This is a genomic window from Streptomyces lusitanus, assembly GCF_042647945.1.
In the GTDB taxonomy this organism is placed as follows: domain Bacteria; phylum Actinomycetota; class Actinomycetes; order Streptomycetales; family Streptomycetaceae; genus Streptomyces; species Streptomyces pseudogriseolus.
On record NZ_JBHRWL010000011.1, the window covers coordinates 403105 to 425499 of the forward strand.

19 protein-coding genes are annotated in these 22395 nt (G+C 74.0%); 6 read left to right on the forward strand and 13 right to left on the reverse strand.

The features are described from left to right. Positions 1 to 78: 78 nt before the first annotated feature. Positions 79 to 1485, reverse strand: a complete 1407-nt coding sequence (locus ACFOSY_RS19815) for an NAD(P)/FAD-dependent oxidoreductase (protein ID WP_394308661.1) — start codon at positions 1483 to 1485, stop codon at positions 79 to 81. Positions 1486 to 1692: 207 nt separating this feature from the next. Further along, the gene (locus tag ACFOSY_RS19820) at positions 1693 to 2595 is read right to left on the reverse strand and encodes a TIGR01777 family oxidoreductase (RefSeq protein WP_394308663.1); all 903 of its coding nucleotides are present in this window, start codon (positions 2593 to 2595) and stop codon (positions 1693 to 1695) included. Positions 2596 to 2658: 63 nt separating this feature from the next. Here ACFOSY_RS19820 and ACFOSY_RS19825 point away from each other — a divergent pair, with 63 nt between their 5' ends. Continuing rightward, positions 2659 to 3150 (forward strand): GNAT family N-acetyltransferase, encoded by a 492-nt coding sequence (locus tag ACFOSY_RS19825; protein WP_394308665.1) that lies wholly within the window; start codon positions 2659 to 2661, stop codon positions 3148 to 3150. A 12-nt stretch (positions 3151 to 3162) separates the two neighbouring features. On the opposite strand, the gene ACFOSY_RS19830 is transcribed toward ACFOSY_RS19825, so the two are convergent. Beyond that, positions 3163 to 4347 carry a MarP family serine protease gene (locus ACFOSY_RS19830; protein ID WP_394308667.1) on the reverse strand — a complete coding sequence of 395 codons (1185 nt, stop codon included), beginning with the start codon at positions 4345 to 4347 and terminating at the stop codon, positions 3163 to 3165. Positions 4348 to 4655: 308 nt separating this feature from the next. Between ACFOSY_RS19830 and ACFOSY_RS19835 the strand changes: the two genes are divergently transcribed. Beyond that, entirely contained in the window at positions 4656 to 5477 is an 822-nt protein-coding gene (locus ACFOSY_RS19835; protein WP_394308670.1) for a peptidoglycan recognition protein family protein, read from the forward strand. Then, positions 5474 to 5650 carry a hypothetical protein gene (locus ACFOSY_RS19840; RefSeq protein ID WP_225654090.1) on the forward strand — a complete coding sequence of 59 codons (177 nt, stop codon included), beginning with the start codon at positions 5474 to 5476 and terminating at the stop codon, positions 5648 to 5650. Before ACFOSY_RS19835 ends, ACFOSY_RS19840 begins: the two co-directional genes overlap by 4 nt. Before the next feature lie 28 nt (positions 5651 to 5678). Here ACFOSY_RS19840 and ACFOSY_RS19845 read toward each other — a convergent pair whose 3' ends face one another. The 7 genes from ACFOSY_RS19845 to ACFOSY_RS19875 all read right to left on the reverse strand — a co-directional run bounded on the left by ACFOSY_RS19845 (position 5679) and on the right by ACFOSY_RS19875 (position 16390). Then, the gene (locus ACFOSY_RS19845; RefSeq protein ID WP_394308979.1) at positions 5679 to 6200 is read right to left on the reverse strand and encodes a DUF4240 domain-containing protein; all 522 of its coding nucleotides are present in this window, start codon (positions 6198 to 6200) and stop codon (positions 5679 to 5681) included. Between the two features lie 133 nt (positions 6201 to 6333). After that, positions 6334 to 7323, reverse strand: a complete 990-nt coding sequence (locus ACFOSY_RS19850) for a helix-turn-helix transcriptional regulator (RefSeq protein WP_394308673.1) — start codon at positions 7321 to 7323, stop codon at positions 6334 to 6336. Positions 7324 to 7398: 75 nt separating this feature from the next. Further along, the gene (aceE, locus tag ACFOSY_RS19855) at positions 7399 to 10101 is read right to left on the reverse strand and encodes a pyruvate dehydrogenase (acetyl-transferring), homodimeric type (protein ID WP_394308675.1); all 2703 of its coding nucleotides are present in this window, start codon (positions 10099 to 10101) and stop codon (positions 7399 to 7401) included. A 434-nt stretch (positions 10102 to 10535) separates the two neighbouring features. After that, the gene (locus ACFOSY_RS19860) at positions 10536 to 11159 is read right to left on the reverse strand and encodes a GntR family transcriptional regulator (RefSeq protein ID WP_006130137.1); all 624 of its coding nucleotides are present in this window, start codon (positions 11157 to 11159) and stop codon (positions 10536 to 10538) included. A gap of 240 nt (positions 11160 to 11399) precedes the next feature. Next, positions 11400 to 13175: a 2-oxoglutarate dehydrogenase, E2 component, dihydrolipoamide succinyltransferase gene (sucB, locus tag ACFOSY_RS19865; protein WP_394308678.1), complete on the reverse strand. Its 1776-nt coding sequence runs from the start codon at positions 13173 to 13175 to the stop codon at positions 11400 to 11402. 60 nt (positions 13176 to 13235) lie between these two features. Next, positions 13236 to 14624 (reverse strand): dihydrolipoyl dehydrogenase, encoded by a 1389-nt coding sequence (gene lpdA / locus ACFOSY_RS19870; RefSeq protein WP_394308680.1) that lies wholly within the window; start codon positions 14622 to 14624, stop codon positions 13236 to 13238. 227 nt (positions 14625 to 14851) lie between these two features. Then, entirely contained in the window at positions 14852 to 16390 is a 1539-nt protein-coding gene (locus tag ACFOSY_RS19875; RefSeq protein ID WP_394308683.1) for a leucyl aminopeptidase, read from the reverse strand. 331 nt (positions 16391 to 16721) lie between these two features. On the opposite strand from ACFOSY_RS19875, the gene ACFOSY_RS19880 reads away from it, so the two are divergent. Next, entirely contained in the window at positions 16722 to 17546 is an 825-nt protein-coding gene (locus tag ACFOSY_RS19880) for an endo alpha-1,4 polygalactosaminidase (RefSeq protein WP_394308686.1), read from the forward strand. Here ACFOSY_RS19880 and ACFOSY_RS19885 read toward each other — a convergent pair. Beyond that, complete coding sequence (locus tag ACFOSY_RS19885) at positions 17506 to 18111, reverse strand: RDD family protein (protein ID WP_394308689.1); 606 nt, start codon at positions 18109 to 18111, stop codon at positions 17506 to 17508. The genes ACFOSY_RS19880 and ACFOSY_RS19885 overlap by 41 nt on opposite strands. A gap of 82 nt (positions 18112 to 18193) precedes the next feature. Continuing rightward, entirely contained in the window at positions 18194 to 19015 is an 822-nt protein-coding gene (locus ACFOSY_RS19890; RefSeq protein WP_394308691.1) for an adenosylcobinamide-GDP ribazoletransferase, read from the reverse strand. 60 nt (positions 19016 to 19075) lie between these two features. Here ACFOSY_RS19890 and ACFOSY_RS19895 point away from each other — a divergent pair, with 60 nt between their 5' ends. Next, positions 19076 to 19816 (forward strand): hypothetical protein, encoded by a 741-nt coding sequence (locus ACFOSY_RS19895; RefSeq protein WP_394308693.1) that lies wholly within the window; start codon positions 19076 to 19078, stop codon positions 19814 to 19816. A gap of 158 nt (positions 19817 to 19974) precedes the next feature. On the opposite strand, the gene cobT is transcribed toward ACFOSY_RS19895, so the two are convergent. After that, positions 19975 to 21039 (reverse strand): nicotinate-nucleotide--dimethylbenzimidazole phosphoribosyltransferase, encoded by a 1065-nt coding sequence (gene cobT / locus ACFOSY_RS19900; protein WP_394308696.1) that lies wholly within the window; start codon positions 21037 to 21039, stop codon positions 19975 to 19977. A gap of 222 nt (positions 21040 to 21261) precedes the next feature. Here cobT and ACFOSY_RS19905 point away from each other — a divergent pair, with 222 nt between their 5' ends. Then, complete coding sequence (locus ACFOSY_RS19905; RefSeq protein WP_394308699.1) at positions 21262 to 22311, forward strand: class I SAM-dependent methyltransferase; 1050 nt, start codon at positions 21262 to 21264, stop codon at positions 22309 to 22311. Positions 22312 to 22395 lie beyond the last annotated feature (84 nt).

Here is a 22395-nt window from a genome sequence, read left to right on the forward strand (position 1 = left end):
CACGGGTGGGCGCAGGCGGCGGGGTGTTCGTTGGAAGGCACCCGCCGAGGGGGTGTTCACGCTCGGCGGGTGCCGGTACTAGGCCGCTCGGGCTGTCGGGAGCGGGTCGGCCGTGTGCATCGGGCGGTTGACGCCCAGGTCGGTCAGGAGGGCCGTGGCCGCGCGGTCGGCGGAGCGGAGGGCGCCCTGGACCGCGCCGCTGTCGCGGTGGTCGCCGCAGACGTACAGGCCGGCCAGGAGCCGTACCGGGCGGTGCAGGTCGTGCGGCGGGCGCATCACGGGGGCCGCGTCGGCGGTGTGCCGGACCGCCAGCGTCTCCCAGCGCGCCGTCGGCACCCCGTACAGCCGTGCCAGATGGGCCCGTACGGCCGTGTCGGTGTCCGCCGTGGCCGGGCCGAGGACCGTGGAGGTCACCAGCGTGCGGCCGGCCGGGGCGCGGGACGGGTCGACCGCGCTGACGACCGCCGTGTGCGCGACCGGACCGCCCCGGTCCGCGTCCAGCAGCAGCGAGGCGTCCGTGCCCGGCGGCTCGTCGGTGGTGTGGTGCACCACCGTCACCGGGTGGAAGTCCGGCACCCGCAGCCCCGGCAGCAGCTCCGCCGCGTCCCGCCCGCCCGTCGCGACCAGCACGGCCGCGCACCGGAACTCCCCGTGCTCCGCGGTGGTCACCGAGGTCGTCGACACCGAGGTGACGCGCACCCCCGTGTGCACCGTGCCCGGCGGCAGCGACCGCGCCAGCAAGTGCGGCAGCGCCTCCGCCCCGCCCTCCGGCAGGCACAGCCGCCCGCGCGCGAAGTCGCGCAGCGCGAGGTCCGCCGGCCTGCTGGACGTGGTGAGCTCCGGGTCGCACAACAGGGCGGCGAGCAGCGGGCGCAGGAAGCCGTCGACGGTGCGGGCGGGCAGTCCCCGGCCGTGCAGCGCCTCGGCGGCGGTGGTCTCGGGGCGGGCCAGCAGCCGCTCCGCCGACGTGCCCGCCAGCCGGTTCAGGGCGGCGCCCAGCCGCGCCTGGTCCAGGGCCGTGCCCAGCGGGGCGCCGCCCCGGTTGCGGGGCACGGACACCTGCCGTCCGGGCACCGCGACCGGCCTGCGCGGCCCCGGCCGGGGGGCGCTCGCGAGGGCGCGTACCGCGTGAAGCGCGCCCCGCGCGCTCCGTGCGCCACGCGCGCGCCGGCTGCCCGGCTGCACGCCCGCGCGATGGTGCCGCCCGTCGCTGTGCAGCAGGACACCGGGCGCGAACGGCCGCAGCACCAGGTCCTCCAGCCCCGGGGTGACGTGCAGTTCGGCGCACGCCGTGGACAGCAGGCGGCCGACTCTGTCGAGACGGAAGCCGTCGACCTTCTCCGTCGCCATGCGGCCCCCCACCTCGTGGGCGGCCTCCAGGACGACGGTGGAGACTCCTGCGCTGGTCAGCCGACGTGCCGCGGAGAGACCGGCCACCCCGGCTCCCACGACGACGACGTCCGCCTGGTACGTGGGCTTGAGCACGTCCCCTCCTCGAGGTTGCGCGGGCGCTGGAGACGTCATGCCCTCAACAGGCCCCAGGGATACCCGAGTTCGGCTCGAGGTTAGGTCCGTACCCGGGCGCCGGGTCAGGCGCGCACGCACAGTGCACGGGCGCACGACGGTCGCATACGCCCCCCGGACGGGCACGGTCCGGTCGCAGAGGGATCAGGAGAGGTCGCCCGCCTCACCTCACAGCGCCGCCCTGATCGCCCCCTCGATCCGCGGGAAGGCGAAGCGGAACCCCGACTCCAGCAGCCGCGTGGGACGCACCCGCGCGCTGCCCAGCACGTCGCCCGCCATCTCGCCGAGCACCGCCCGCAGCACCGGCGCCGGCACCGCGAACACGGCGGGACGGCGCAGCACGTGCGCCATCGCCGCGGTGATCTCACGGTTCGTCAGCGGCTCGGGCGCCGTCAGGTTGAACGGCCCCGACAGCCCCTCGCTGTCCAGGAGATGACGCAGCGCCGCCACCTCGTCGTGCAGCGCGATGTACGACCAGTACTGGCGCCCGTTCCCGAGCCGCCCGCCCAGACCGGCCTTGAACAGCGGGAACAGCCGCCCCCACGCCCCGCCCCCGGGCGCCACCACGAGCCCCGTGCGCGCGAACACCGTCCGCACGCCCGCCTCCCGGGCGGGAGCCGCGGCCGCCTCCCACTCCACGCAGACCCCCGGCAGGAACCCCTCGCCCGGGGGCGCGCTCTCGTCCACCGCGCGGTCGCCGGTCTCGCCGTAGTAGCCGGTCGCGCTGCCGTTCAGGAACACCCGCGGCCGAACGTCCTCGGGCAGCCCGGCGACCGCCTCGGCGAGCGCGGTGGTGCCGCGGACCCGGCTGGAGCGGATCAGGTCCTTGTACGCGGCCGTCCAGCGCCGGTCGCCGACCCCGGCGCCCGCCAGGTTCACCACCGCGTCGCACCCGGCGAGACCCGCCGCGTCCACCGTCCCGCGCCCGGGGTCCCAGCGGACCTCGTCCGCCGACCGGGGCGCCCGGCGCACCAGCCGCACCACCGTGTGCCCGTCCGCCGTCAGCGACCGCGCCAGGGCGCCGCCGATCAGTCCGGACGCTCCGGTCACCGCGATCCGCGCATGTTCCATGACGTCCATCCTGCCCCCGGCGCCCCGGAAATCACGGTGGGGAGGGCACGTAGAGTGACGCGCATGCCGGAACCGCTGATACGTCCCGCCCGCCCCGACGACGAGCCGGCCCTGGCCCGCCTGGACCGGGAGTCCTGGTCACCGCTGCACGAGGTCAGGCCCGAGCCGCCCGGCCCCGACGAGCCCTTCTTCCACCCGACCTGCGGTCCGGACGCCCACCAGGTCGCCGAGTACGACGGACGCGTCGTGGGCTACGTCCGCCTCGGCCACCCCACCGCGGTGCCGACCAACGCGCACGTCCTCCAGATCCGCGGCCTCGCCGTCGCCGAGGAGGCGCGCGGCAAGGGCGCCGGCCGGGCTCTGGTGCGGGCCGCCGTCGCGGAGGCCCGCCGCCGGGGAGCCCGCCGCATCACCCTGCGCGTCCTCGGCCCCAACACCGCCGCCCGCACCCTGTACGCGTCCGAGGGCTTCACCGTGGAGGGCGTGCTCCCCGGCGAGTTCCACCTCGACGGGCGCTACGTCGACGACGTCCTGATGGGGCGGAGCCTCGTCTGACGGCGGCCCGCCCTACGCCGTCACCGGCTGCCCGGTGTCCACCGGGGTGGTCGACGCCGCCGCCCGCTCGGCCTCGTCGGCCACCTCGTCCGCCGTCAGCACGTACCCCGTCTCCGCGTCCGACGTGGAGCGCGCGAACACCACGCCGAACACCCGCCCGTCGGTGGTCAGCAGCGGGCCGCCGGAGTTGCCCGGCCGGACCGTGGAGCGGATCGAGTAGATCTCCCGGGTGACCCGCTCGTCGTTGTAGATGTTCTGCCCCCGCGCCTGCACCCGCGCCGCGACCGTCGCCGCCTGGAGGTTCAGGGCGCCGTCCTGCGGATAGCCCGCCACCACCGCCGCCGCGCCCCGCTCCGCGTCGTCGTCGAAGGACAGCACCGGCGCCCGCAGGTCCGGCACGTACAGCACGGCCACGTCCGTGCGCGCGTCGAACAGCACCACCCGCGCCTCGTACGTCCGCCCGACCCCGCCCACCCGCACGGTGGGCTCGTCGATGCCCGCCACCACGTGCGCGTTGGTCATCACGTGCTCACGCGCGTACACGAACCCGCTGCCCTCACGGCCCTGCGTGCCCGCCACCCCCTCGACCTTCACCGTGCTGCGCTGCGCCGCACGGGTCGCGGCCGGCGTCACGTTGTCCCCGCTCGGCGCGGCGACCTCCGCGGTCGACTCGTTCTCGAACGGGTTGAACACCTGCGGGAAACCCGCCTCCGTCAGCGCCGACGTGGCCCGCGAGAACCAGGCGGGCGTGGTGTCCGGCATCGCGTCCTGCACCGCGCCCAGCAGCCGGGAGTCCCGGATCGCCGACGTCACCAGCGGCGACGAGGACGCGCCCAGCACGCTCGCCGCCACCCACGCCACGATCAGCACCGCCACCGCGTTCGCCGCGGCCCCGCCGACCCCGTCCGCCACCCGCAGCGGGCCCCGGTCCAGCTCCCTGCGCAGCCGCAGCCCCAGCCGCCCCGCCAGTTCGTGCCCCACCACGGCCGGCAGCAGCACCGTGAACACCGCGGTCACCGTCGCGCGCGCGGTCCCCGGCGTCACCAGGTCCATCACCCACGGCAGGATCCACACGCCGACGACCGCGCCGCCCACGAAACCGGCCAGGGACACACAGCCGGCGACCAGTCCGCGCCGGTAACCGGACGCCGCATAGGCCAGAACGACCAGCATCAGCAGGATGTCGAGCAGATCCACGCACGCCGCCTTTCTCTCGGGACCACCGACCCTCAGTACGGGGCCCGGGGGCCACGTGATCAGCCACACGCCGGCCGGACGCGGGGAGGGCGCCCGCGAGGCACGCCCGCACGGGGAAAAACGTCACGCACCGGGACGATGGTTCCACCGGCCGTCCACCGACTGGCGGAGCAGACGTCGCGCGCCGCCCCGGCCCGCCCCACAGTGGGACCATGCGTGTCCCCAGGAGACCGCGCGGCGCGCGGAAACCCCGCCCACCCCGGATACCCGGCGGGCCCCGCTCCACGCGGCTGCCCCGAACGGTCACCGTGCCCCTCGGCTTCGTGCCGGGCGCGGCCGCCGCCGTCGCGCTGGTGCTGAGCGCCTACGGCGTCGAACGGGCCGCCGAGTCCCCCGACGCCCAGGCCGCCGCCCGCCCGGCGCCCGTCTTCCACGCCCCCCGGCCGGACATCGTGCCGCGCACGGCGTGGATCGGCGACGCGGCCCGCGACCAGCCCCCGCCGCGCTACGACGACCAGGTCGTCGCCGTGTTCATCCACCACACCGACTCGCCCAACGGGTACGACTGCGCCGACGCCCCCGGCATCATCCGGTCGCTGTACGAGGGCCAGACCCAGGGCCGCGACTGGGACGACCTCGGCTACAACTTCGTCGTCGACCGCTGCGGCACCGTCTACGAGGGCCGCGCCGGCGGCGCCGACCGGGCCGTCACCGGCGCCCACACCCAGGGCTTCAACCACCGCACCGCCGGCATCGCCGCCCTCGGCACCTTCACCGAGGGCGCGGAGGTGCCGGACGTGATGCTGCGGTCCATCGCCGCCGTGACCGCCTGGAAACTCGGGCCCTCCGGCACCGACCCGCGCTCCGACGTACGGCTGGTCTCCAGCAACGGCGGCAGCCGCTACGCGGCCGGCACCACCGCCGTCCTGCCCGCCGTCGCGGGGCACAGCGACGGCTACATGACCGACTGCCCGGGCGCCGCCCTGCACGCGCGGCTCCCGGAGATCAGGGACCTCGCGGCCCGCCTCCAGGGCCGCGACGCCGGAACCGGCCCCGGCCGGGACACCGGCACCGACACACAGCGCGTCACTGTGGAAGACGACGCACGGAACGAAGAGCTGAGCCCATGAGCGACACCCCTGACCGAAGTACCACCTGGGCGGACACCCTGCGCCGCCCCTGGACCGCACTGGTCGCCGCGGCGGCCGTCGTCCTCGGCCCGGCGGCCTCCACGGCCTCCGCCCTCATGCAGGCCAACGCGGCGCCCCTGCGCCAGACGCCCAGCCCCCACCGGCGGCTGTGACCGGCGCCCGGCGCCCGCGCCCCGCGGCTCAGTCCCCGCGGAACCTCTCCCAGAGCCGCGGGTAGCGCGCGGCGAGCAGCGCCTCGTTCTCGAAGTCGAGCGGTGTGCCCTCCGGCTCCGCGGGAGCCGGAGGGAGACCGAGACCCGGCATCACCAGGCCGGTGAGCTGCTCGTACGCCTCGTCGGCCGCGTAACCCAGATCTTCCCCGTCCCCGTCGATCTCCTCGTCGAAGTCGTCGAGCAGCTCGGCCAGCGAGTCCGGGTCGTGCAGCGCGCCCTCGAACACCTCACGCCCCTGGCCGATGAGCCAGCACCGGAAGAAGTCGAACGCGTCGTCGCTGGCCCCGTCCAGCAGCACCCACGCGGCGCCCCACAGGTCCCAGCGGTACGCGCGCTGGTAGCGCGCCTCGAAGTGACGGGCGAAGTCCAGCACGGCCTCGGGGTCCAGCAGCACGAGCCGCTCCACGAGCAGATCGGCCTGCTCCTCGGGATCCCCGTCGGCATCCTCCCGAGCCCCGTCCACCAACGCCCAGAACTCCGTCTCGTCCATCACAGGACCCAGCATCCGTCAGGACCCCTATGGGGGCGCGGGGAACTGCGCAAACGGGGGGTCTGGTGGCGCAGCCCCCAGGGCCGGGAAGGGAAGGGGCGGAGGGGGCGGACAAACCCCAGGCGCACCCCCCTCACCCCCGCCGATACAACCGCACCAGCCTCTCCGCCTCGGCGGCGAAGAACTCCCGCAACGACACCGGCTCCACCACCTCCCCCTCCGCCCCCAGCCCGGCAAGCTGCGTCCGCGCCACCTCCTCCGACTCCACCTGCAGCGTCACGACGACCCACTCCCCGGCCCCGGGCTCGGCCACCCCTTCCAACGCCTCCCGCGCCGACACCGCGTCCACCACGTGCGGCAGCCTCCGCATCCCCTCCGCCGTCAGCCGCAGCACCACCTCCGCCCGCAGCAGCGACCGCGCGAACTGCTCCGCCCGCTCCTCCCAGAACGCGGGCAGCTCGAAGTCCTCCGCCCGCTCGAACCGCTCCTCGCGCGGCTCCACCGCCGTGAACCGGTCGATCCGGTACACCCGGAAGGAGTCCCGCCCCGCGACCCGCGCGCACAGGTACCAGACGCCCGCCTTCAGCACGAGCCCGTACGGCTCCAGCTCCCGCTCCACCTCGTGCCGGCTCTCGCCCGCCCCGCGCCGGTAGCGGGCGGTGATCCGCCGGTCGTCCCACACCGCGTCCGCCACGGCCGGCAGCAGCTCCGGCGTCTGCGGCTCACGGAACCAGTTCGGCGCGTCGAGGTGGAACCGCTGCGCCGCCGTCCGCGAGGCGTCCCGCAACGACGGCAGCAGCGCGGCCGACACCTTCAGCCGGGCCGCCGAGGCCGCGTCCTCCAGGCCCATCTCGCGCAGGGCGCCCGGCACCCCGGACAGGAACAGCGCCTCCGCCTCGCTGCGGGCCAGCCCCGTCAGCCGGGTCCGGTACCCGCCGACCAGCCGGTAGCCGCCGATCCGCCCCCGGTCCGCGTACACGGGCACGCCCGCCTCGGACAGCGCCTGGGCGTCACGGGTGACCGTACGCTCCGACACCTCCAGCTCCTGGGCCAGTTCGGCGGCGGTCATGGAGGGCCGGGACTGCAACAGCAGCACCATCTTGATCAACCGGGCAGCACGCATGCGCCCATCATGCAAGAGGCCCCCGCCGCCACGCGCACACGCGTGACGACGGGGGCCTCCTTCGCAACTCGGGCCTTACAGCCCGTACTTCTCCCGGGCCTCCTTCACCGCGGTGGCCTTCACCTCGCCGCGGCGGGCGAGCTGGGCCAGGGCGGCGACCACGATGGACTCGGCGTCCACGCCGAAGTGGCGGCGGGCCGCCTCACGGGTGTCCGACAGACCGAAGCCGTCGGCGCCCAGCGAGGTGTAGTCCTGCTCGACCCACTGCGCGATCTGGTCCGGGACCTGGCGCATGTAGTCGGACACCGCCAGCACCGGGCCCTCGGCGCCCTGGAGCGCGCGCCGTACGTACGGCACCCGGTCCTCGCCGCGCAGCAGGGCCTCGTCGGCCTCCATCGCGTCGCGCCGCAGCTCGGTCCAGGAGGTGGCGGACCACACGTCGGCGGCCACACCCCACTCCTCGGCGAGGAGCTTCTGCGCCTTCAGCGCCCAGTGGATCGCCGTGCCGGAGCCCAGCAGCTGGATGCGCGGGGCGTTCGCGGCGGGGGACAGGCCGGCCGACTCCGCCGTGTTGAAGCGGTACAGGCCCTTGACGATGCCCTCGTCGACGCCGGCCGTCTGCGGCTTCGCGGGCTGCGGCAGCGGCTCGTTGTAGACCGTCAGGTAGTAGAAGACGTTCTGGTCCTCGTCCGGCCGGGCCTCGCCGAACATGCGGCGCAGACCCTCTTTGACGATGACCGCGATCTCGTACGCGAACGCCGGGTCGTACGTCAGGGCGGCCGGGTTGGTCGCCGCGATGACGGGGGAGTGGCCGTCGGCGTGCTGGAGACCCTCACCGGTCAGCGTGGTGCGGCCCGCGGTGGCGCCGACCAGGAAGCCGCGGCCGAGCTGGTCGCCGAGCTGCCACATCTGGTCGCCGGTGCGCTGCCAGCCGAACATCGAGTAGTAGATGTAGAACGGGATCATCGTCTCGCCGTGCGTCGAGTACGACGTCGACGCGGCGATGAACTCGGCCATGGCGCCGGCCTCGGTGATCCCCTCGTTGAAGATCTGGCCGTTCTTGGCTTCCTTGTAGTACATCAGCTGGTCGCGGTCGACCGGCTCGTACGTCTGGCCCATCGGCGAGTAGATGCCGAGGGACGGGAAGAGGCTCTCCATGCCGAAGGTGCGCGCCTCGTCGGGGACGATCGGCACCCAGCGCTTGCCCGTCTCCTTGTCCCGGACCAGGTCCTTGACCAGGCGGACGAACGCCATCGTGGTGGCCACGTTCTGCGAGCCGGAGCCCTTGTCGAAGGCGGCGAACGCCTTGTCGGCCGGCTGCGGCAGCGGCGCGACCGGGTGCACGCGGCGGGCCGGGGCGGGGCCGCCGAGGGCGGCGCGGCGCTCCTGGAGGTAGCGGACCTCGGGGGAGCCGGCGCCCGGGTGCGCGTAGGGCACCACGCCGTCGACGAACGCCGAGTCCGCGATCGGCAGCTCCAGGCGGTCGCGCATCGCCTTGAACTCGTCCACCGTCAGCTTCTTCATCTGGTGGTTGGCGTTCTTCGAGGCGAAGCCCTCACCGAGGGTGTGGCCCTTGACGGTCTGCGCCAGGATCACGGTCGGCGCGCCCTTGTGGGACAGCGCGGCCTTGTAGGCGGCGTAGACCTTGCGGGACTCGTGGCCGCCGCGCGAGAAGTGGAAGCACTCGAGGATCTTGTCGTCGCTCAGCAGCTTCGCCATCTCGACGAGCGCCGGGTCCTTGCCGAAGAAGTCCTCGCGGATGTAGGCGGCGTCACGCGTCTGGTACGTCTGCACCTGCGCGTCCGGCACCTCGCGGAGACGGCGTACGAGGGCGCCGGTGGTGTCGAGCTGGAACAGCTCGTCCCACGCCGTGCCCCACAGCGTCTTGATCACGTTCCAGCCGGCGCCGCGGAACTGGGCCTCCAGCTCCTGCACGATCTTGAAGTTCGCGCGGACCGGGCCGTCGAGGCGCTGCAGGTTGCAGTTGATGACGAAGGTCAGGTTGTCCAGCTGCTCGCGGGCGGCGAGGGTGAGCGCGGTCGTCGACTCGGGCTCGTCCATCTCGCCGTCGCCGAGGAACGCCCACACGTGGGAGTCGGAGACGTCCTTGATGCCGCGGCTGGTCAGGTAGCGGTTGAAGCGCGCCTGGTAGATCGCGGAGATCGGGCCGAGGCCCATCGACACGGTGGGGAACTCCCACAGCCAGGGCAGGCGCCGCGGGTGCGGGTAGGACGGCAGGCCGTTGCCGCCCGCCTCACGGCGGAAGTTGTCGAGCTGCTCCTCGCCGATCCGGCCGTCGAGGAACGCGCGGGCGTAGATGCCGGGGGAGGCGTGGCCCTGGATGTAGAGCTGGTCGCCGGAGCCGTCCCCCTCCTTGCCGCGGAAGAAGTGGTTGAAGCCGGTCTCGTAGAGCCACGCGGCCGAGGCGAAGGTGGCGATGTGGCCGCCCACGCCGTACTTGCTGCCGCGGGTCACCATCGCCGCCGCGTTCCACCGGTTCCAGGCGGTGATGCGCTGCTCCATCGCCTCGTCGCCGTCCACGGCGGGCTCGGCCGCGGTGGGGATGGTGTTGACGTAGTCGGTCTCGAGCAGCTTGGGCAGCGCGACGCCGGCGCCCTCGGCACGCTCCAGCGTGCGCCGCATCAGGTACGCGGCACGGTGCGGCCCGGCCGCCGCGGCAACGGCGTCCAGGGAGGCCTGCCACTCGGCGGTCTCCTCGGGGTCGCGGTCCGGGAGCTGGTCGAGCTCGCTCGGCTGGATGGCGTTGGGGTCGGTCATGTCGCCGCCTTCCTCAGTCGAAGGGGGTGCCCTCAGAAGGGTTCGGGGGTGCCCTTGGTCTTTGGCAGGACAGGGCTGCGGACTTCGGTGGAAGTCCGCAGGCGACAATAACTCCGTGATCGATGATCGATCAAAGGGTTGAGGGGCAAAATTCCTTGATCCGGAGAAAGTCGGCACGGGGTGCCTCCGGCGGTGGCACGCGGTGACGGCGATTCGGCGCGTTTGCGCAGGTGAGGGGGTCGACGCGCGGAAGAGCACGGGGGGTGCGGTGGGATGGCGACCGCGGGCCGGTGGGGGCTGATCGCGCAGTTCCCCGCGCCCCTTCAGGGGCGCGGGGCTGTACCCGATATGCGGCTCCGCCGCGTGGGCGCGAACGGGGGTCCGGGGGCGGAGCCCCCGGGGACGGGACGGGAAGGGGCGGCGGGGCGAACTCCCTAGGCCCGCGGCGCACACCCCAGCACATGCGACTTCACCAGCTCCGCGATCCGCGGATCCCTGCGCCGGAACGCCGCGACCAGCTCCTCGTGCTCCTCCGCATAAGACTGCTGCACCGTCCCCAGCCACCGTATCGACAGCGCCGTGAACACCTCGATCCCCAACCCCTCCCACGTGTGCAGCAGCACAGAATTCCCCGCCGCCCGCACCAGCTCCCGGTGAAACCCCACCGTGTGCCGCACCTGCCCCGTCCCGTCCGACAGCCGGTCGGCCTCGTACAGCGCCGCCACATGCGGCTCCAGCGCCGAGCAGTCCTCCGCCAGCCGCTCCGCCGCCAGCTCCGCCGCGATCGCCTCGAGACCGGCCCGGACCGGGTAGCTCTCCTCCAGGTCGGCCGCCGTCAGGTTCCGCACTCGCACGCCCTTGTTCGGCGCCGACTCGATCAGCCGCAGCGACTCCAGCTCGCGCAGCGCCTCCCGCACGGGCGTCTGGCTGACCTCCAGCTCGGTTGCGATGCGCCGCTCGACGATCCGCTCGCCCGGCTTCCAGCGCCCGCTGATGATCCCTTCCAGGATGTGCTCGCGGATCTGTTCGCGCAGCGAATGGACGACGGGCGCGGTCATGACGGGCTCCTTAGCGGGGCCCGCGGGCCCCCGGGGGGCTTTGACGAATAGACAATACGGCCGGGAGCCCGCCCGGGTAGGGCGCGCGGGGGCGCTTTCCCCCAGGTGAGACGAGACTTACACGCCCCATGTGACGGTGCCCCCGTCCGGAAGCCACGAGGACTTCCGGACGGGGGCACCGAGGTACCGGATCAGCGGCCCGGGGTCACCACCCGGTCGACGGACCGGTTCAAGGCCGGTTCACAGACCGAGCTCGACCTCGAACTCGCCCGCCTCCAGGATCGCCTTGACCGCCGTCAGGTAACGGGCCGCGTCGGCGCCGTCCACCAGACGGTGGTCGTAGGAGAGGGTCAGGTACGTCATGTCGCGGACGCCGATGACCGTGCCCTCCTCGGTCTCGATGACGGCCGGACGCTTGACCGTGGCGCCGATGCCGAGGATCGCGACCTGCCCCGGCGGCACGATGATCGTGTCGAAGAGCGCACCGCGCGACCCGGTGTTGGAGATGGTGAAGGTCGCGCCGGACAGCTCGTCCGGGGTGATCTTGTTGCCGCGGACCTTGCCCGCCAGCTCCGCCGTGGCCTTGGCGATACCGGCGATGTTGAGACCGCCGGCGTTCTTGATGACCGGGGTCATCAGGCCCTTCTCGGAGTCCACCGCGATACCGATGTTCTCGGTGTCGAAGTAGGTGATGGTCCCCTCGGCCTCGTTGATCTTGGCGTTGATGACCGGGTGGGCCTTCAGCGCCTGGGCCGCCGCCTTGACGAAGAACGGCATCGGGGAGAGCTTGACGCCCTCGCGGGCCGCGAACGCGTCCTTGGCCCGGGCGCGCAGCTTCATCAGACGGGTGACGTCGACCTCGACGACCGAGGACAGCTGGGCCTGCTCGTGCAGGGCCTTGACCATGTTGTCGCCGATGACCTTGCGGATCCGCGGCATCTTCACGGTCTGGCCGCGCAGCGGGGACGCCTCCAGCACCGGGGCCTTCTTCGAGGCGGCCGGAGCGGCGGCGGCCGGAGCCGGGGCAGCGGCGGCGGCCTTCGCGGCCTCGGCGGCGGCGATGACGTCCTGCTTGCGGATACGCCCGCCGACGCCGGTGCCCTTGACGGTGGACAGGTCGACGCCGTTCTCGGCGGCGAGCTTGCGCACCAGCGGGGTCACATAGGCGCCGTCGTCCGTGGCCTGCGCGGCGGCCGGGGCCGGAGCCGCGGGCGCCTGCGGGGCCGGGGCCGCCGGGGCGGCCGGCTGGGGGGCCGGGGCGGCCTGCTGCGGAGCCGGCGCGGGCGCCGGAGCCGGAGCCGGGGGAGCCTGCGGCGCGGGAGCCGGGGTGGGCTCGGGCTGCGCCGGGGCGGCCGGGGCCTCCTCGGCGGGGGCGGCGGCCGGAGCGGCGCCGGCCTCGCCGATGACGGCGAGCTTCGCGCCGACCTCGGCGGTCTCGTCCTCGCCGACCACGATCTCCAGCAGGGTGCCGGACGCGGGGGCGGGGATCTCGGTGTCGACCTTGTCGGTGGACACCTCGAGCAGCGGCTCGTCGGCCTCGACGGTGTCGCCCACCGACTTCAGCCAGCGGGTGACGGTGCCCTCGGTGACGGACTCGCCCAGCGCCGGCAGCACCACGTCGGTGCCCTGCGCGGAACCGCCGCCGGCCGCGGCCTCGGCGGTGGGCGCCGGGGCGGGGGCGGCCTGCTCGGTGGACGGCTGGGCCTGCGGCTCCGGCGCGGGGGCCGGCGGGGCCGCCTGCTCGGCGGCGGGCGCCTCGGTGGCCGCGGGGGCGCCGCTGCCGTCGTCGATCAGGGCCAGCTCGGCGCCGACCTCGACCGTCTCGTCCTCGGCGACCTTGATGGAGGACAGCACGCCGGAGGCGGGGGCCGGGATCTCGGTGTCGACCTTGTCGGTCGACACCTCGAGCAGCGGCTCGTCGGCCTCGACGCGCTCACCCTCGGCCTTCAGCCAGCGGGTGACAGTGCCCTCGGTGACGCTCTCGCCGAGCGCCGGAAGGGTTACGGAAACCGCCATGGTTTCGGTTGCTCCTTAGAAGTGCGGAAGTCTGTGTCGTCGCGCCCGGTGACCGATGGCTCAGTCGTGGGAGTGGAGGGGCTTGCCGGCCAGCGCCAGGTGGGCCTCGCCGAGCGCCTCGTTCTGCGTCGGGTGGGCGTGCACGAGCTGGGCCACCTCGGCCGGCAGCGCCTCCCAGTTGTAGATCAGCTGGGCCTCGCCGACCTGCTCGCCCATACGGTCGCCGACCATGTGGACGCCGACCACCGCACCGTCCTTGACCTGGACGAGCTTGATCTCGCCCGCGGTCTTCAGGATCTTGCTCTTGCCGTTGCCGGCGAGGTTGTACTTCAGGGCGACGACCTTGTCCGCGCCGTAGATCTCCTTGGCCTTGGCCTCGGTGATGCCGACGGAGGCGACCTCGGGGTGGCAGTACGTCACGCGCGGGACGCCGTCGTAGTCGATCGGGACGGTCTTCAGACCCGCCAGCCGCTCCGCCACCAGGATGCCCTCGGCGAAGCCGACGTGCGCGAGCTGGAGCGTCGGGACGAGGTCGCCGACGGCGGAGATCGTCGGGACGTTCGTCCGCATGTACTCGTCGACCAGGACGTAGCCGCGGTCCATGGCGACCCCGGCCTCCTCGTAGCCCAGGCCCTGCGAGACCGGGCCGCGGCCGACGGCGACGAGCAGGACCTCGGCCTCGAACTCCTTGCCGTCCGCCAGGGTGACCTTCACACCGTCCTGGGTGTACTCGGCCTTCTCGAAGAACGTGCCCAGGTTGAACTTGATGCCGCGCTTGCGGAACGCGCGCTCGAGCAGCTTGGAGCTGTTCTCGTCCTCGACCGGGACGAGGTGCTTCATGCCCTCGATGACGGTGACGTCGGTGCCGAACGACTTCCACGCGGACGCGAACTCGACCCCGATGACGCCGCCGCCCAGGACGATCGCGGACTTGGGCACGCGGTCCAGGGTCAGGGCGTGGTCGGAGGAGATGATCCGGTCGCCGTCGATCTGCAGGCCCGGCAGCGACTTCGGCACGGAGCCGGTCGCCAGCAGGACGTGGCGGCCCTGGACGCGCTGACCGTTCACGTCGACGGAGGTGGGGGAGGACAGCCGGCCCTCGCCCTCGATGTAGGTGATCTTGCGGGAGGCGATCAGCCCCTGAAGACCCTTGTACAGACCCGCGATCACGTCGTCCTTGTACTTGTGGACGGCCGCGATGTCGATGCCCTCGAAGGTGGCCTTCACACCGAACTGCTCGCTCTCGCGGGCCTGGTCGGCGATCTCACCCGCGTGCAGCAGGGCCTTGGTGGGAATGCATCCGTTGTGCAGGCAGGTACCGCCGACCTTGCCCTTCTCGATCAGGGCGACGTCCAGGCCCAGCTGCGCCCCGCGCAGGGCCGCGGCGTACCCACCGCTGCCACCGCCGAGGATCACTAGGTCGAAAACGGTGCTGGCGTCGTTCGCCACGTCACGTCCTCCATGCATGTGCGCCACGCCGGTCTCCAGTGACCGGTCGGCGGCTGGTGTCCGGCCGCTCTATGTTCTCGGCCCTTGTGTGGGGCCCTGTCCTGCCGAGCCCTATCCTCGCACTTGTCGGGGCCGTACGAGACGCCGGGCCGTGGTGTGAGACGTCCCACTCCCCGGTGACGGGGCCCCGTCGCACCCGCGTACGAGGCCCGTCACCGGAGGACGTGTCAGCTCAGCTCGCCCGCGGCGGCCCGCTCCGCCAGCCGCACCAGGGTGCGCACGGCGGAACCGGTTCCGCCCTTGGGGGTGTAGCCGAAGGGGCCGCCCTCGTTGAAGGCCGGGCCCGCGATGTCGAGGTGGGCCCAGGTGATGCCCTCGCCGACGAACTCGCGCAGGAACAGGCCGGCGACCAGGCCGCCGCCCATCCGCTCACCCATGTTGGCGATGTCGGCGGTCGCCGACTCCATGCCCTTGCGCAGGTGCTCGGGGAGCGGCATCTGCCAGGCCGGCTCGCCCGCCTCCTCGGCGGTCTCGTGCACCGCGGCGCGGAAGTCGTCGTCGTTGGCCATGATGCCGAAGGTGCGGCTGCCCAGCGCCAGCACCATGGCGCCGGTCAGGGTCGCCACGTCCACGATGACGTCCGGCTTCTCCTCCGAGGCCGCCCACAGCGCGTCCGCCAGGACCAGCCGGCCCTCGGCGTCGGTGTTGAGCACCTCGACGGTCTTGCCGCTGTACATGCGCAGCACGTCGCCCGGGCGGGTCGCGGAGCCGGAGGGCATGTTCTCGGCCAGCGCCAGCCAGCCGGTGACGTTGACCTCCAGGCCGAGCCGGGCGGCGGCGACGACCGCGGCGAACACGGCGGCGGCGCCGCTCATGTCGCACTTCATCGTCTCGTTGTGGCCGGCCGGCTTGAGCGAGATGCCGCCCGAGTCGTAGGTGATGCCCTTGCCGACCAGCGCCAGGTGCTTCTTCGCCTTGGACGAGGTGTACGACAGCTTCACCAGGCGCGGGCCGGACGCGGAGCCGGCGCCGACGCCGAGAATGCCGCCGTAGCCGCCCTTGACGAGGGCCTTCTCGTCGAGCACCTGCACCTTGATGCCGTGCTCCTTCGCCGCCGCCTGCGCGACCGCCGCGAACGCCTCGGGGTTGAGGTCGTTCGGCGGGGTGTTGATCAGGTCGCGGGCCCGGTTGAGCTCCTCGGACACGGCGACGGCACGGTCGACGGCCGCCTTGTACGCCTTGTCGCGGGGCTTGCCGCCGAGCAGCGCGGCCTCGGCGAGCGGGGTCTTGCCGCCCTTGCCGTTCTTCGCGTCGCCCTGGTCCTTGTAGGCGTCGAAGGAGTACGCGCCGAGCAGCACGCCCTCGGCGACCGCGCCGGCGTCGGCGGCGTCCGCCAGGGGGAGCGCGAACGCGGCCTTCTTCGTGCCGGTGAGGGCGCGGGCGGCGGCGCCGGCCGCCTTGCGCAGCGCCTCGGCGTCGTAGCCGGAGTCCCCCTCGGGCTGGGCGCCGAGGCCCACCGCCACCACGAGCGGCGCCTTGAAGCCGGCCGGCGCGGGGAGCTTGGTCACCTCGCCCTCGGCACCGGACGCGCCGAGGGTCTCCAGGACACCGGCCAGGTTGCCGTCGTACGCCTGGTCCACGGCTTCGGCGCCCGGAGCGACGACGGGTCCCTGGGGCTTGGACGCGGAGCCCTTGGCGACACCGATCACGATCGCGTCGGCGCGCAGGCCGGCGACCGCGGCGGTGCTGAGAGTCAGAGCAGTCACGGTGGTGAATTCTCGCTTCCGATGTGAAGTTTCAGTGGCCGAAGGGTGTGGGTCGACCGGGCCCGGCAGCCGACCCTAAACGTGACGTCCGGGTGCGATCCCGTCGGGGCCTCCCCCGGTGCGGCGAACACTCGGCCCCGAGCCTACGCGCGTGTGCGCCCGCACTCATGGCCGGTGCGCGCCCGTTCCGGCGCGGCGGGTGCCCCGCGACGGGCCCGGGATGCCCCGCGTCGGGCCGGGGATGCCCCGTCGCGGGCCGGGGGCGCCCCGCGCGATCATGGGGTGCCGTTCGTGCCGCCGGGGTGCGGCGGCCGTGAAGGGGGAGCGTGCGGTGAGAAGAGTGTGCGCGGTGGTCGTCCTGCTGGCCCTGGTGCTGACGGGGTGTGGACCGAGTTCCGGGGGCTCCGGGGGCGATCCCGGGGGCGCGGACGGCGAGGCGTCCTCGGGGGCGCCGGGGGAGTGGTGGCGGCCGCGGCCCGGTCTGGCCTGGCAGTGGCAGCTCACCGGCCGCCTGGACACCACCGTCGACGTCCCCGTGTACGACATCGACGGCTTCCACCACTCGAAGGAGACCGTCGCCGCGCTGCACCGCGCCGGCCGCAAGGCCGTCTGCTACCTGTCCACCGGGGCCTGGGAGGACTTCCGCCCGGACGCGGACGACTTCCCGAGGCCGGTGATCGGCCGGGGCAACGGCTGGGAGGGCGAGCGCTGGCTCGACATCCGCCGCACCGATGTCCTGGAGCCGCTGATGGCCGAACGCCTCGACATGTGCCGCGACAAGGGTTTCGACGCCGTGGAGCCGGACAACATGGACGGCTACCGCAACCGCACCGGCTTCCCGCTGACCGCCGCCGACCAGCTCCGCTACAACCGGCTGATCGCCCGGCTCGCGCACGAGCGCGGCATGGCCGTCGGCCTGAAGAACGACCTCGACCAGATCCCCGAACTGGTCGGCGACTTCGACTTCGCGGTCAACGAGCAGTGCGCCCAGTACGGCGAGTGCGACCGGCTCACCCCGTTCGTCGCGGCGGGCAAGGCCGTCTTCCACGTCGAGTACGAACTGCCCACCGCCCGCTTCTGCGCCGACTCCCGCCGCCTGAAGCTGAGTTCCCTGCTCAAGCGGTACTCGCTCGACGCGTGGCGGCGAACCTGCTGAGCTCCACGGACGCCACCGAGGTGCCCGCGACCCGGTCGGCGAGGGAGCGCCGCCGCCCGCCCAGCACCGGCAGCGCGTTCAGCAGGAACAGCGCCACCGCCACCAGCCAGACCAGCACCGACAGCGCGATCTCGCCCTCGACCAGCAGCACGCACGCCACCGCGTACACGGCGACGTCGGTGGACGTGGTCACCGCCGCGCGCAGCGCCGCCCGGCGGGGCGTGCGCGGCATGACCTTCAGCCCGGTCAGGGCCTTGCCGACGGTCCGCCCGGCGAGGGCGAGGCACGCCCACCGGTAGAGGAAGACGGCGACGACCAGCAGCCCGAACGCCTGCTGCACGTACCCCACCGACTTGTCCCACAGCGACGTGCCGAGGCCGGCCGACGCGTCCAGCACGTCCCCGCGCGAGGTGAGCAGGTCGAAGCCGCCGCGCGCGGCCAGTTCGGGCACGTCCGTCACCAGCGCGGACATCCGGTTGAAGGTGAGCACCGCGAGCAGCGAGGCCAGCGCCGCCACCAGCGCGAAGTCGATCAACCAGGCCGTGGCACGACGAAATGCCGACATCAACGTCCCCCGTGTGTCTGCCGATTCGACCCCACAGTGTAGGAGCGGTGCGGAGTGTCCGCAGGGGGATACGACGATCGTCTCAGCCCAGGGACATGACGACGAGCGCCGTCGTCGCCGCCGTCTCCGCGACCCCGCCGAACACGTCGCCGGTCACCCCGCCGAACCGCCGTACGCAGCGCCGCAGCAGCAGATCGGCGGCTCCGGCGGCCACCGCCACGGCCAGCCCGGCGCGCAGTGCGTCGTACGCCCCCAGGGCCGCGCCCGCGGCCGCGAGCAGCCCGGTGGCGAGGAGCGCGACAGCCGCCGCGCGCGGCACCGGCACCACCCCCGCGACCGCCGCGCCCAGCCCCTCCGGCCGGGCGGCCGGCACGCCGGTGCGCGCGGCCAGGGTGAGGGCGAGCCGCGCCGCGACCGCCGACGCCACGGCGGCCAGCGCGCCCCGCGCCCAGGAGCCGTCGTACGCCTGTGCCAGCGCGGCCACCTGCGCCAGCAGCACGAGCACCAGCGTGAGCACCCCGAACGGCCCGACGTCCGACTGCTTCATGATCCGCAGCGCGTCCTCGGCGGGCTTGCCGCTGCCCAGTCCGTCCGCGGTGTCGGCCAGCCCGTCCAGGTGCAGCCCCCGGGTCAGCGCGGCCGGAACGGCGACACAGGCCACGGCGGCGAGCAGCGGCCCCGCCCCGAGAAGCAGCAGCGCCAGTCCGGTCGCGGCGGCCACTGCGCCCACCACCAGCCCGACCACGGGCGCGCACAGCATGCCCGCCCGCGCGGCCGGACGGTCCCAGCGGGTCAGCCGCCCGGCCGGGAGCACGGTGAGGGTGCCGAAGGCGAAGCGGAGGCCGTCGGCGAGGGAGGCGGAGGACGGGGACGACGCGGGGGACGCGGGGGAGGGCTCGGGCACCGGCGCAGATTACCCGGCGGTCACCAGGGCGCCGGGTGCGGCCGAGAATAAAGTACGCATATGGGACAGTGGCTGGAGCGGAACGTCATCGAGCCGGGCAAGCTCCCGCTGCTCCTCGCCCTCGGCGCCTTCGTCCTCACGTTCGTGATCACCCGGGTCATCACCCGCCTGATCCGCGCCGGCAAGGGTCCTTTCGGCAACGTCACCGCCGGCTCGGTGCACGTCCACCACGTGGTGCCCGGAGTCATCCTCACCGTCGTCGGCGGCTTCGGCGCGGTGGCGAGCGGGGGACACGGCTCCGGGCCCTATGTCAGCGCCGTGCTGTTCGGCATGGGCGCGGGGCTCGTGCTCGACGAGTTCGCGCTGATCCTGCACCTGGACGACGTGTACTGGTCGGAGGCCGGACGCAAGAGCGTGGAGATGGTGGTGGTCACGGCGGCGCTGGTCGGCCTCCTGCTGGCCGGGTTCGCGCCGTTCGGCGTCAACGACCTCACGCAGCAGGAACTTCAGAACCGCGCTGGCGTGCTGACCGGCATCGCCGCGAATTTCGGCTTCGCGTTGATCGCCCTGAGCAAGGGGAAGGTGCGGCTCGCGGTCTTCGGCGTGGTCGTCCCGCTGGTGGCGATCGTCGCCTCCCTGCGGCTGGCGCGCCCGGGCTCCCCGTGGGCCAAGCGGTTCTACCGCCGGCGCCATCGCGCCCGCGCGAAGGCCCTCCTCCGCGCCTACCACCACGACCGCCGCTGGTCGCGTCCCGCGCGGGCGATCCAGGACTGGCTGGGCGGCAAACCGGACCCACCATGAAAGCGCGGGGGAGGGCGACGCCCTTGGGGGCGCGGGGAACTGCGCGAAGGGGGTCCGGGGGCGAAGCCCCCGAGGCGTGACCGTCCCCCCGGGCCTCAAAGGGCGCCCTGAGTCGAACTCCCGTCCGCGCAACCCCCACACCCCTGAGGGGCGTCACCTCACGCGCCCTTGGCAAGCTCCTGCCGAGCAGGCAACTCCGCGGCCAACGCCGCCGCGGCCTGCACCAACGGCAGCGCCAGCAGCGCCCCCGCACCCTCCCCCACCGCGACCCCCCGCGGCAGCACCGGCTCCAACGCCATCCGGTCCAACGCCTTCGCCTGCCCCGGCTCCCCACTCGCGTGCGACGCCAGCCACCAGTCCGGCGCCCGGAACGCCACCCGCTGCGCCACCAGAGCGCACGCCGCCGTCACCACCCCGTCCAGCAGCACCGGCAGCTTCCGCACCGCGCTCTGCAACAGGAACCCGGTCATCGCGGTGAGGTCCGCCCCGCCCACGGTCGCCAGCAGCTTCAGCTGGTCGCCCAGCACCGGCCGCGCCCGCCGCAGCGCGTCCCGGATCGCCGCGCACTTGCGCATCCACGCCAGGTCGTCGATCGCCAGGCCGCCGCGCCCGGTCACCACCGACGCGTCCGTCCCGCACAGCGCCGCGACCAGCACGCCCGCCGCGGTCGTGCCGCCGACGCTGACGTCGCCCAGCACCACCAGGTCCGTACCGGAGTCGGCCTCCTCGTCCGCCACCGCCATCCCCGCGCGGAACGCCGCCTCGGCCTCCTCCAGGGTCAGCGCGTCCTCCACGTCGATCCGTCCGCTGCCGCGCCGCACCCGGTGGCGTACGACGTCCTCGGGCAGCGACGCCGGGTCGCAGTCCAGCGCCATGTCGACCACCCGCACCGGCACGTCCAGCCGGCGCGCCAGCACCGACACCGGCCGGCCGCCCTCCAGCACGTCCCGCACCAGCTCCACGGCGGTGCCCGCCGGACGCGCCGAGACCTCCAGCTCGGCGATCTTGTGGTCGCCCGCGAACAGCACCACCCGCGGCCGCTCCACCGGCCGCACCGGCACCGAGGACTGCGCCGCGGCCAGCCACTCACCCAGGTCGTCCAGGCGGCCCAGCGACCCGGGCGGGACCACGAGGCGGGCCCGGTGCTCCTCCGCGTCACGGCGTACCCCGCCGTCCGGACGCTCGATCAGATCGGTGAAGTCGTCGAGATTAAGCGAGCTCATTCGCCGAACAGTACCGGCCCTCGTCGAACACCCCGGAGCGCCGGTCGTCCCCGCGTTCGCGGCCTCACCCCCACCACGCCACCCCGGCCGTGATCCACCCCGCGAGGCCCTCCCGTACGTAACGTTTTGCTCGGGAATGCCGGAGATCCCTCCGTCCGTCCCCGACCGTCCCCGCACGTCGCGCCACCCGCGTGCCGTACGCCCTCACGCCGGGAGCCGCCCATGTCCGCCACCGCCCCCGACACCGCGTTCCCCGCCCCGCACGGCTCCGCCCGGGTGCACGAACCGCGCCGCCCGGACTGCCCCTGGTGCGGCTCCGCGCGGCTGCGCACCCGGCTGAGAACGGGGGATCTGCGCCGGCACCGGCCCGGGCTGTTCACCGTCGACGAGTGCCGGGACTGCGGCCACACCTTCCAGAACCCCAGGCTCACCCCCGAGGGCCTGGCCTTCTACCGGCGCGCGGTGCGCGGCGCCCCGCGCGACCCCGCCACCGAACGTGTCCTCGCCCTGCACGCCGTACGGCACCGCCGCCGCGCCACGGCCCGCGCGATGCTGCCGTTCGGCGAACCGGAGAGCTGGCTGGACGTCGGCACCGGGCTCGCCCGCTTCCCGGACACGGCGCGGGAGTTCTTCCCGTACACCGCGTTCGACGGCACCGACCTCACCTCGCGCGTCGAGCGGGCCCGTGAGCTCGGCCGGGTCGAGGAGGCCCATGTGGGGCCGCTCACCGACCCCGGGGTGCTGGCCCGGCTGTCCGGCCGCTACGACGTGGTCAGCCTGCTGCACCACCTGGAGCGCACCACCGACCCGCGCGCCGAACTGCACGCCGCCCTCGCCGCGCTGCGCCCCGGCGGTCACCTGCTGATCGAGACCCTCGACCCGCGTTGCGTCTATGCCGTCCTGTTCGGCCGCTGGTGGCTGCCCTACGACCAGCCCCGCCGGCTGCACCTGCTGCCCCGCCGCAACCTCCGCGAGGAACTCGAGGCTTGCGGCTGCGAGATCGTCACCGCCGGCCACCGTGCCGCCCACGTGCCGCACGACCTGGCCGGCCTCGCGGCCCTCGCCCTGTCGCACGCGCTCCCCGCCCCGGACACCCCCTGGCGAGCCGTCCCGCCCTCCCCGGCGGATCAACGCCTGCGCGCCGCACTGCTGCGTGCCGGCATCCCCCTGGTCGTCGCGGCGGCGGCGCTGGACCTGGCCCTCTCCCCCCTGGCCCGCCACACCCCGCTCGCCAACACGTACCGGGTCATCGCCCGCAAACCGAAACGCTGACCCGCGCCGCACGGCCCGCTGCCGCACGCGCGGAACCGCGCACCTGGTTGCCGTGCCGGGCTGCCTCGCGACCCGTCACCGGCG